Consider the following 9813-nt stretch of genomic DNA (forward strand, 5'->3'; position numbering starts at 1 on the left):
CACCGGGTTGCGGCTGGAGGCCGAGTCGCTCACCGACCCGGAGGAGGCCGCGCGGCTCGGGAACCGCGTCGACGCGCTGGAACGCGCCGTGAGCTCGGTGATCACGGACGTACGCCGCCGGTCGCAGGAGCACGCGAGCTGTGACGCGGTGGCGGTGGTGGCCGAGCGGGTCACGTTCTGGTCGGTGCTGGCCGAGGACCAGGGCCGGCCGGTGGAACTGGACCTTCCCCAGGGGCCGCTCAGCGTGGCCGTCAGCGCGGCCGAGCTGTCCGCCTGCGTCGACGCGCTGCTCGGCAACGTCTTCGCCCACACCCCCGAGGGCGTCTCCTTCACCGTACGACTGACGCCCGCCGCAGCCGGTGACGTACGTCCGGCGGGCCCCCCGGGCGACGTACGAGCGGCGCCCGCCGCGTCCGGGGGTGTACGGATCGAGGTCGCCGACTCGGGGCCGGGGTTCGGGCTCGCGCCGGAGGGCGCGAGCCCCCTCGATCGGGGACTCAGCGGCGCGGGATCGACCGGGCTGGGGCTGGACATCGCCCGGCGGACGGCCGAGGCGTCGGGCGGTTCCCTGTCGCTCGGCACCGCGCCGGGCGGCGGCGCGGTGGTCGTTCTGACCTTAGGAGCCCCTTAACTTCGCCGAAGCGCGGGCTTAGGGCGTTCCCGGCGAATGTGGGGCCATGACGAAAACACGAAGCATCGGCAAGGCGGCCAGGCTCACCATCGCGGGCGCCGGAGCGATCGCCGTCCTCACCACCGGAGCCGTGGCGGCCTCGGCCGCGAACGCGCTCTCCACGCCCGCCGCCTCGACGTCCACGACCGCGTCGGCGGTGACGGCCACGACGAGCACGACGAGCACGGTCACCACGTCCTCGGCGATCACCTATCGGCAGGCGATCAGGATCGCCAAGAAGCGGGTCCCCGGCGCGCGGGTCACCGAGGTCGAGCGCGAGTGGGAGCACGGCTACCGCGTCTGGAAGGTGGAGCTGAAGAAGCACCACACCGAGTACCGCGTCTACATCTCCGTCAAGACCGGCAAGATCATCAAGTTCCGCCAGAAGCACGACGACTAGGACGGCCAGGACGACCGACAGGTCTAGCCGTGCCGTGGAGGGCAGAGGGGGCTCACCACGGCACGGCTCGTGCTTTCACAGCCCGCACCGGAACAGTTCGTCACATCTCCGACCGGAACATTTCTTCACTCCCTGTACCGGCACAGCTCATCACGTCTCATGCCGGAACAGTTCGTCCATGCCTCGTACCGTACGGCGGGTGCGGGTCAGGCGCACTGGGCGAGCATGGCGTCCTTGTCGGGGGCGGTGACCGCGAGCTCGTACTTCAATGCCACCTGCGCGAAGCGCACGGCGTAGGAGCAGCGGATGACCTTGGACGGGGGAAGCCAGGTCGCCGGCCCCGAGTCGCCCTTTGAGGAGTTGGTCGAGCCGTCGACGGGCATGAGGTTCAGCGGGTCGTTGGCGATCTGGACCCGCTTGGCCTTGGTCCATCGCGACGCGCCCATCTGCCAGTCGTACGACAGCGGCATGATGTGGTCGATCTGGACCTCGGAGGCGTCCTGCTTGGTCCATGCGATGGTCTTGCCGGTGTAGGGGTCGTGAAGCGTCATCGAGGCCAGGACGCACTTGGAGCCCGAGCGGTACTTCAGATCGTCGCCGTCGCGTGCCAGGACGTCGTTCCTGGTGTCGCAGCCGTTGTGCGCGAACGGGATGTCCTCGGCGTTGTCCGCCCACGCGTACCCGAATTCGGCCCGGGCATAGCCGGTCTTGGGGCCGCGTCCCTTGGTCGGCAACTTCTCGATCAGCTTGACCGCCGCGACGCGGTCCTTGGACGACGTGATCGCGGCGAGGCCGCGCCCGGTGCCCTTGGGATTGTCCAGAGGGAGGACACCGGTGGAATCGCCACCGGCACCGCCACCATCCCCGGACCCCATGTCACCAACACCGCCGCCACCGGCGCCATTGGCGTCGATGGGGCCACACCCCATCAGCATGACGGCCGCCACGACTCCGGCCATGATCGCGCGAGATCCACGCAGGCGCACTGCCACCCCCAGGTAAAGAAAAAGTAATACCTAGGTATAGCAACTACCCCCGAAAGCCGCGATTACGGCAAAGCCCGGGAGAAGGCGGCCAAGCCCAGGTAGATCGGACGAATCCTCGGGGGGAGGCATGCGGACAGCGGTTATGGACGGAAGAACAATCGAGCGGATCCGCGAGAAACGAGCTCCCGTCGCGATCAGGGCGCCGATCTCACGGGCACAAGAACGCTCACGGACCGAAGCCGATCTCACGGGCACAAGAAGGGTTTCCTGGGTCGTAGAACGGTCTCGCGGGGTCGTAGAACGGTCTCACGGGGTCGTAGAACGGTCCTGCGGGTCCAAGAAAGGAAAGCCAGGGACTCCGGGCCCGTCAGGTTCTTCCGTAGGCGTCGTCGAGGCGCTCGATGTCGTCCTCGTCGAAGTGGCCGAAGGCGACCTCCAGAATGCGCGTCGCCGGGCCGGAGGAGCTCAGCCGGTGGGTCTGCCCCGCACGGATCAGCACCCGGTCGCCCACCGACGGCTCGACGCGCTCGCCGTCGATCTCGAAGACCGCGCCGGGGTCGAGGGCCACCCATAGCTCGTCGCGGTATTTGTGCCGCTGGAGGCTGAGCCGCTGCCCGGGCGCGACCTCGATGATCTTGACGGTCGACGTCTCGTTGTGGGTGTAACGCTCGAAACCACCCCACGGGCGCTCGTCTCGTACCACCGCGGCAAGCCGGTCGATCTCCAGCACTCTGCCTCCCAACTCCACGTAAACGTACGCGTGACTCTTCCACATACGGATGAAGTATGCGTGACCTGGACGAAACCGCCCCGCCACAACCACGAGACGCCCAGGCGATCCATGACCAGGCGGCGGACGGCCGGGATCATGTTGCCAGGAAGCCGCCGTCGACGGGCAGGACCACGCCGGTGACGTACGAGCCGGCGTCCGAGGCCAGGAAGACCGCGGCGGCCACCAGCTCGGCCGGGTCACCGGCCCGCCCCATCAGCACGCGCCGCTCCAACTGCCCGTCGAGGTAGCCGGGACGGTAGCTGGCGGTCATCTCGGACTCGAAGAACCCCGGCTCCAGGCAGTTGACCCGGATGCCGCGCCGCCCGGTCCACTGCTGGGCCAGATCTCTGGTCAGCCCGGCGACGGCCGCCTTGGACGCGCTGTACGCCGCCTGCGGCAGACCGGCCGTGGTCTCGCCCAGCACGCTTCCGACGTTCACGATGGACGACCCGGGACGCATCACCTTCGCGCAGGCCTGGGCCATCCAGTACGAGCCGTGCAGGTTGACCTCGACGACCTGGCGGAACTCCTCCGGGGTCTCCCGCAGCGCGGGCACCGCCGTGCCGACCCCGGCGTTGTTGACCAGGATGTCGACGCCTCCCAGCTCGGCGACCGCCGCGTCCACGAGCGCCTGGCAGTCGCCGGGGCTGGTGACGTCGGTGACCACCGCGACGCAGCGGCGCCCGGTCTCCTCGACCAGACGCCGCGTCGCCTCCAGCCTGTCCTCGCGCCGGGCGCCGATCGCGATGTCGGCGCCCGCCTCGGCCAGGCCGCGGGCGAAGGCCACGCCCAGCCCCGAGGATGCCCCGGTGACGACGGCGACCTTGCCGTCGAGCCTGAACCGCTCAAGCACCATGGCTCCCCAGGGACACCGGATCTACAGGCCGTACTCCTTGGTGATGCGCTCGTGCCGCTCCACCTCGATGCCGGCGCTGCGCGCGAGGTCGAGCCAGGCCAGCGGGTGGCTCCAGCGCTCGGTCGCGTCGTCGAGCAGGGCGTCGACCTCGACCGGCTCGATCCCCGGCGGCACGGCGATCCAGCCGTAGACGCCCTGGAGCCGCTCGCGGGTGGTGGGGTGGGAGACCGAGTAGTTCTCGTCGCTGTAGACCCACATGGGCCAGCCGCGCTCGGCCATCACCTCGTTGAACTCGGTCCAGTCTTCTTCGCTGGGGGCCGCCCCGTCGAAGAACCAGCTGGTGTAACCGCCCGGACGCAGCAGCGCCACACCGGCGAACGGGATGACGTAGCTCTCCTGCTCCTCGGCGCCCTCGGGCACCGGCTCCAGCGGCCGGGGGTCGATGACGACGACGTCACCGGCGTTGTAGTCCATGCCGCGGGGCTGCGGGATGAGCAGCCGGGCGGTGGCGGGACCGGTGCGCACAGCGAGCACCTCGCGCTGGCTGCCGTCGGAGACCGGCAGGACGACCCGGACGAGGTGCCACTCCTCCTCGATGGGGCCCTCGGTGGTGTCGAGCTGCATGCCGAGTTTGGCGGCGCCCTCGCGGACGAGCGGCCAGTCTTCGGAGGCGGTGGCCATGACGATCATGCGCCAGGTGTCCTCCTCCTCGCCCTGGCCCGACTCGACCAGGTCGCGCAGGATGGCCGCGCCCTTGGCGTTGTCGCCGAGCTGCTGGGCTGCACCCGCGAGCAGGCGCCTGGCCTCCAGCGCGACGATGCCCTCGGCTCCGGCCGCGAGCGACTTCTCGGCCTCGGAAGTGGTCTCGGCCCACCGCTCACGCGCCCGGTGCAGCCTGCCCAGCGCGAGGTGGGAGGTCGGCGCGGGCAGCATGGCCGCGAACCGCTCCACCCGCTGGTCCTGGCCCGCCTCGATCAGCACGCCGGTGAGGTAGGCGATGTCCTCCTCCTCGGCGGTGGCCGGGTCGGCGTCCTCGACGATCGTCTTCCACAGGATGTCGGCGCCCAGCGGCGCGTACCCGAGGAAGCCCAGCGTCGTGGTGTGGCGGCGCGTGGCCTCGAGGTCGGTGCCCGACAGCGGCCACAGCCAGCCCACCCAGCGCTCGGGGTCGGCGTTGTGGCCGTCGGCGGCGTCGAAGTAGGCGACCAGCTCGTCCTGCGGGCCCGGAGCCGGGGGCGGCGTCGCGGCGTCGGCGGCGGCACGCAGCGCGGTCACACGCTCGGACAGCCCTTCGGCCGTGCGCAGCTCGCCAAGCCAGGACTCGGCGAGGTCGGCGAGCGCGCGGGCCTGCCACACGCCCTGCCGCGCCACGGCGAGCTCACCGGCGATCAGGGCCAGCTCGACCCGCCCGCGGTTGACGCCCATGGTCTCGAAGTAGCCCATCCACTGGCGAAGCACACGGCCGAGCTGCCAGGTGTTGCTGATGACCTCGCCGAGCAGCCGCACGGCGCGCGCCCACTCGACCCAGTCACGGGGGTGGTCGCCGACGACGTCGAGGTCGGGGAGCGCCTCCAGCGCCGGGGTCAGACGCCCCGCGGTGGCCAGCACCAGGGCGCGCAGCACCCCCTCGCGGTGCTCCTTGGCGACCGGGTCGTCCGCCGGGAACTCCTTGGCGGAGTCGAGCTCGGTGAGCGCCTCCTGCGTGCGGCCCGCGGCGAGCAGCGCCCGCACGCCCGAGGCCGCCAGCTCCCAGCTGACCTGCCCTTCGGCGGACCTGCGGCCCGCGACGGCGGACTCGTAGTAGGTGACGGCCTGCTCGGCCTCGCCCGCGTCGGACAACGCCGCGACGTACTGCGTGACGAGCCCGCAGAAGGCGGGCGAGCCGGGCCGCACGGCCTCAAGCGCGGCGCCGAGAGCGGCGAGGCGCTCGGCGGCGTACCCGGGGCCGTCGATGTTGGCCTGGCAGACGGCGAGCGCCTCCACGGCGGCGGGAACCGAGGGGCACTCCCTGGTGTCCTCGCGCCGCGCGAACTCCAGCAGGGCCTCGGCGTCGCCGAGCGCGACCGTGCCCTGAGCGCGGTCGCCGATGCGGCTGACCAGGTGCCAGTGCCGGGCGAAGAGCTCAAGCCACGGCAGCTCCAGCGCCTCGGCCTGCTGGGCGACCGCCGGCGCCATCACGTCGAGCTGGGCATAACGGCCCTCGAAAGCCTGCGCCGGGAGGTCGCCCAGCGCGATGGCCAGCCCGGTGTTCCCCGATTCGGCCAGTTGCCGTTGGGTGTCTGAGACCCAGGCCCAGATGTCCACGTCCATGGCACGCCAGTCTGCCAGTTCGCAGAGCATGCCCCAAACATGCGGGCGGTGCGGTGGACGAGCGGGCGGCCGCAACCGGACCCCGCGGCCCGCTCAGGAGAGGGCGAAGGCGGGGAACTCGCCGGAGGCGACGAGGACGGCCGGGCCGGTCAGGTGGCTCGCGCGCCCGTCGAGCGTCACCGTGAGGACGCCCCCCGGCACCTCGACGGTCCACGTGCCCGAGGTTTCTCCCGCGAGACGCGCCGCCGCCACCGCCGAGGCCACCGCGCCCGTGCCGCAGGACCGGGTCTCTCCGGAACCGCGCTCGTACACGCGCATCACGACCCTGCGCTCCCCCACGAGGTTGAGCAGCTCGACGTTGACGCCGTGCGGGAAGACGGCGGGGTCGAAGCCGGGCTGCGAGGTCAGGTCGAGCTGGGTCACCGGGTCGCCGGTCACGCAGGCCAGGTGCGGGTTGCCCATGTCGACGACGAGCCCCTCGTACTCGGTGGCTCCGACGGTCGCCACGCTCTCGCCGAGGACCTCCGGCGCGCCCATGTCGACGGTGACGTCCCCGGTGCGCGCGAGCTGTACGCGGCGGACGCCGGCGCGGGTGACGACGTCGAACTCCCCCGGGTCGGCCAGCCCGGCGTCCACGAGATAGCGGGCGAAGACGCGCAGGCCGTTGCCGCACATCTCGGCCACGCCGCCGTCGGCGTTGCGGTAGTCCATGAACCAGTCGGCGCCGTGCGACCGGCCGGACTCGCGATCGGCGATCTCGGCGGCCTCCGCGCTCAGCTTGGCGGGCACGACGTGGAGCACCCCGTCGGCCCCGATGCCGGAGCGGCGGTCGCACAGCGCCGTCACCAGCGACGCGGTCAGATCGAGGCTCCCGTCAGGGTCCGGAAGGATGACGAAGTCGTTCTCGGTGCCGTGGCCCTTTACGAAACGCATGTCACCGAATCTTACCCCGCGACCAATGTCAGGGCCTGCTCGACCAGGTCAGGAGCGTCGAAGGGCAGCCACCTCACCCGAGGGTCGCGCCGGAACCACGACTCCTGGCGCCGGGCGAACCGTCGCGTCAACCTGACGGTCTCCTCCCTGGCCTGGTCCTCGGTCCACTCCCCCTCAAGGAAGCGCAGCACCTGCGCGTAGCCGAGCGCCCTGCGGGCCGTACGGCCGCTCGCGAGCCCCCGGCCGGCGAGGACCCTGACCTCCTCGACGAACCCGGCCTCCCACATGCGGTCGACCCGGATGGCGATGCGCTCGTCGAGCAGCGGCCGGGGCACCTGGACGCCGATCTGCACGCTGTCGTAGACGGCGTCGTAGGAGGGCATCGTGGCCGAGAACGGCCGGCCGGAGAGCTCGATCACCTCCAGCGCGCGCACGATGCGGCGGCCGTTGCTCGCAAGAACACCCTCGGCGGCCACCGGATCGAGCTCCTTGAGGCGCTGGTGGAGCGCCTCGGGACCGGCGACGCCGAGCTCGGCCTCCAGCCTGGCCCTGATTTCGGGGTCCGTGCCGGGGAACTCCAGATCGTCCAGGGCCGCGCGGATGTAAAGACCGGAACCGCCCACCAGGATCGGCACCGCTCCCCTGGCGCGCATGCCGTCGATCAGCGGGCGGGCCATCCGCTGGTACTCGGCCACGCTCGCCGTCTCGGTCATGTCCCAGACGTCCAGCAGGTGGTGGGGGACGCCACGGCGCTCGGCGGGCGAGAGCTTGGCCGTGCCGATGTCCATCCCCCGGTAGAGCTGCATGGAGTCGGCGTTGACCGCCTCGCCTCCGAGGCGGAGCGCGAGCTCCACGGCCAGGTCCGACTTGCCCGCGGCGGTCGGCCCGACGACGGCGACGACCGGCGGCCCCGCGTCCGCGCGCTCCACTACAGCTCCCAGTCGAGGGTCGGCGGCAGGTAGCCCTCCAGGGTGAGCAGCCAGCGCTTGGAGTCGACCCCGTCGCCGCCGCTGAACCCTCCGAGCCCGTTCCCGGCGACGACCCGATGGCACGGGACGATGATCGGGACGGGGTTGCTGCCCATGATCGACCCGATGGCGCGGGCAGGCACGCCGGAGCCGCTGCTCCCGGCCAGGTCGCCGTAGGTCGTCACCCTGCCGTACGGGACCGTCTCGTACAGGGCGCCGAGCACCCGCCGTTGCATCGTCGACATCAGGCGCCAGTCGATGGGCACCGTGAACTCCCGGAGCTCCCCGGCGAAGTAGGCGGCCAGCTCGTCCAGGGCGTGCGCCGTACGGGCCGGATCGTCCACGCCGGGCACGCCGAGCCGGCCGAGCAGCCTCCGCCTGGCGGCGTCGCTGTCCTGGAACACGGTCGCCACCACCCCATCCGGGGTGACGGCCGCCAGCACGTCGCCGAGCGGTGTCGGCACGCTGCCGAAGGCGACGTCTACCATCCGATCATGTCCATCCGCGCTAGTCGTCGGCGCGGCGAGCGCCGCACCCGTCCTCCCACCGTAACCACGGCCGGGCGTGGTCCCATCCCGATCCTCCGAGCCGCCGCTCACGATGGCTCGTGCCGGGTCCAGCGGGCCACGAGGTAGCCGACGCCGTAGGGCGCGTCGTCGTAGAGCAGCTCGCCGTGGAAGCCGCTCCCGCCCTCCGACTCGGCCCCGGCCGCGCCCGCGAGCACCTGGAACGGCACCCGGCCCGCCACCCACAGCTCCGCGGCCTCAGCGGGGTCGAGGGCCGCCAGGGCCGGTACGTCCGCGCCGCCGAGCGCCCGCGCGAGCGCCTCGTTGTAAGCGAGGGCACCGGGCTCGAAGTAGCCGGGCGAGCGCACCGTGAGCCTGGCGGAGCCGTCGCCCATGACCAGCAGCGCGACCCGCCGCCCGCGACCCGCCAGAGCCGCGCCGAGCCGCCGGCACGCCTCGGGCGGGGCGTCGGAGGCGACCGCCTCGTACCCGGAGGCGGGCCCGGACCCGGCGAGGTCCAGGAGCAGGCGGCCGACGGTCAGGGAAAGCGGGAGGACCGGGCTCCCCGAGCCCACGCGGACGCCGGCGCCGCCCCACGGGGCGAGGCTCCCGCCCGCGTGCGGCTCGTACGAGCGTGACGCCTCGGCGTCGCCGACCACGACGAGCGTGTCCGGCCGGGAGGCGGCCAGCGACCGGATCGCGGACGCGCAGGCGTCGCGCAGGTCGTCGAGCTCCGGCGCCGCCGCTCCCGCGATCTCGGGGGCGATCAGCGGAGGATGCGGGCAGACGGCCGCGGCGACGAGCACAAGATCAGGCTAACCCCACCGGCCCGCCACCCGGACCGGCCGCCCTCCCGCCCGGCTCGCCGCCGGAACGGACGGCGCCGTCCTCCCCGGCTCTACGGGCCGGACCATGGGTCCTTGGAGCCGGTCGAGCGGAGAGGACGGCGGTGGGCCGTTCCGGAGAGCCGTCCAGGTCAGGCGGAACCGAAGTCCTGGGTCCACCAGGGGCCGCCGCTACCGAAGTGGACGCCGACGCCGATGGCCTTGAGCTTGCAGTTCATGATGTTCGCGCGGTGCCCGGGGCTGTTCAGCCAGCCCTTGACGACCGCGTCCGGGGTGGCCTGGCCGCGTGCGATGTTCTCGGCGAACATCGACGCGTTGTACCCGGCGGCCTTGATCCGGTCCCACGGGGAACGGCCGTCGGCCGAGGTGTGGTCGAAGTACCCCTTGGCCGCCATGTCGTCGGAGTGGCCCCGCGCGGCCTTGCGCAGCTTCTCGTCGATGCGCAGCGGGCCGCAGCCCTGCTCCTGCCTGGCGGCGTTGGTCAGGCGCGCCACCTCGTCCTCTGCGGCGACGACGGCCGACACCTTGCCGGTCGGGGAGGGGCTGGACGCGGGCTTGGTCGGCTTG

General features: G+C 72.2%; 11 protein-coding genes. 2 read left to right on the forward strand and 9 right to left on the reverse strand.

Features of this window, described 5'->3' with window-relative positions; genetic code table 11:
- A partial coding sequence (locus tag AB0B89_RS31900) for an ATP-binding protein (RefSeq protein WP_358560204.1) occupies positions 1 to 631 on the forward strand: 631 nt, incomplete at its 5' end.
- 46 nt (positions 632 to 677) lie between these two features.
- The gene (locus AB0B89_RS31905; protein WP_358560206.1) at positions 678 to 1070 is read left to right on the forward strand and encodes a PepSY domain-containing protein; all 393 of its coding nucleotides are present in this window, start codon (positions 678 to 680) and stop codon (positions 1068 to 1070) included.
- 206 nt (positions 1071 to 1276) lie between these two features.
- Here the strand turns inward: AB0B89_RS31905 and AB0B89_RS31910 are convergent, their stop codons facing one another.
- The 9 genes from AB0B89_RS31910 to AB0B89_RS31950 form a co-directional block, all read right to left on the reverse strand.
- Positions 1277 to 2029, reverse strand: coding sequence for an HNH endonuclease family protein (locus AB0B89_RS31910; RefSeq protein WP_358560208.1), 753 nt, complete (start codon positions 2027 to 2029; stop codon positions 1277 to 1279).
- 394 nt (positions 2030 to 2423) lie between these two features.
- A complete protein-coding gene (locus AB0B89_RS31915) occupies positions 2424 to 2786 on the reverse strand; it encodes a phosphomannose isomerase type II C-terminal cupin domain (RefSeq protein ID WP_358560210.1) in 363 nt (120 codons plus the stop codon).
- A gap of 136 nt (positions 2787 to 2922) precedes the next feature.
- Entirely contained in the window at positions 2923 to 3681 is a 759-nt protein-coding gene (locus AB0B89_RS31920; protein ID WP_358560212.1) for an SDR family oxidoreductase, read from the reverse strand.
- A gap of 24 nt (positions 3682 to 3705) precedes the next feature.
- The gene (locus tag AB0B89_RS31925; RefSeq protein ID WP_358560214.1) at positions 3706 to 6024 is read right to left on the reverse strand and encodes a tetratricopeptide repeat protein; all 2319 of its coding nucleotides are present in this window, start codon (positions 6022 to 6024) and stop codon (positions 3706 to 3708) included.
- 63 nt (positions 6025 to 6087) lie between these two features.
- Positions 6088 to 6927 carry a diaminopimelate epimerase gene (dapF, locus tag AB0B89_RS31930; RefSeq protein ID WP_358560216.1) on the reverse strand — a complete coding sequence of 280 codons (840 nt, stop codon included), beginning with the start codon at positions 6925 to 6927 and terminating at the stop codon, positions 6088 to 6090.
- Positions 6928 to 6938: 11 nt separating this feature from the next.
- The gene (gene miaA, locus AB0B89_RS31935) at positions 6939 to 7856 is read right to left on the reverse strand and encodes a tRNA (adenosine(37)-N6)-dimethylallyltransferase MiaA (protein WP_358560218.1); all 918 of its coding nucleotides are present in this window, start codon (positions 7854 to 7856) and stop codon (positions 6939 to 6941) included.
- Positions 7856 to 8383, reverse strand: coding sequence for a methylated-DNA--[protein]-cysteine S-methyltransferase (locus AB0B89_RS31940; protein WP_358560220.1), 528 nt, complete (start codon positions 8381 to 8383; stop codon positions 7856 to 7858). The genes miaA and AB0B89_RS31940 overlap by 1 nt, the downstream gene beginning before the upstream one ends.
- Positions 8384 to 8490: 107 nt before the next feature.
- Complete coding sequence (locus tag AB0B89_RS31945) at positions 8491 to 9207, reverse strand: class III extradiol dioxygenase subunit B-like domain-containing protein (RefSeq protein ID WP_358560222.1); 717 nt, start codon at positions 9205 to 9207, stop codon at positions 8491 to 8493.
- A gap of 170 nt (positions 9208 to 9377) precedes the next feature.
- The coding region (locus AB0B89_RS31950; RefSeq protein ID WP_358560224.1) for a CAP domain-containing protein at positions 9378 to 9813 on the reverse strand (436 nt) is incomplete at its 5' end.

The sequence above is a fragment of the Sphaerisporangium sp. NPDC049002 genome, from assembly GCF_040649355.1.
In the GTDB taxonomy this organism is placed as follows: domain Bacteria; phylum Actinomycetota; class Actinomycetes; order Streptosporangiales; family Streptosporangiaceae; genus Sphaerisporangium.

Coding starts and splice junctions, on each gene's coding strand:
- dapF (WP_358560216.1), bottom strand. CDS start 6,927: ATGCGTTTCGTAAAGGGCCACGGCACCGAGAACGACTTCGTCATCCTT.
- AB0B89_RS31905 (WP_358560206.1), top strand. CDS start 678: ATGACGAAAACACGAAGCATCGGCAAGGCGGCCAGGCTCACCATCGCG.
- AB0B89_RS31940 (WP_358560220.1), bottom strand. CDS start 8,383: ATGGTAGACGTCGCCTTCGGCAGCGTGCCGACACCGCTCGGCGACGTG.
- AB0B89_RS31925 (WP_358560214.1), bottom strand. CDS start 6,024: ATGCTCTGCGAACTGGCAGACTGGCGTGCCATGGACGTGGACATCTGG.
- AB0B89_RS31910 (WP_358560208.1), bottom strand. CDS start 2,029: ATGGCCGGAGTCGTGGCGGCCGTCATGCTGATGGGGTGTGGCCCCATC.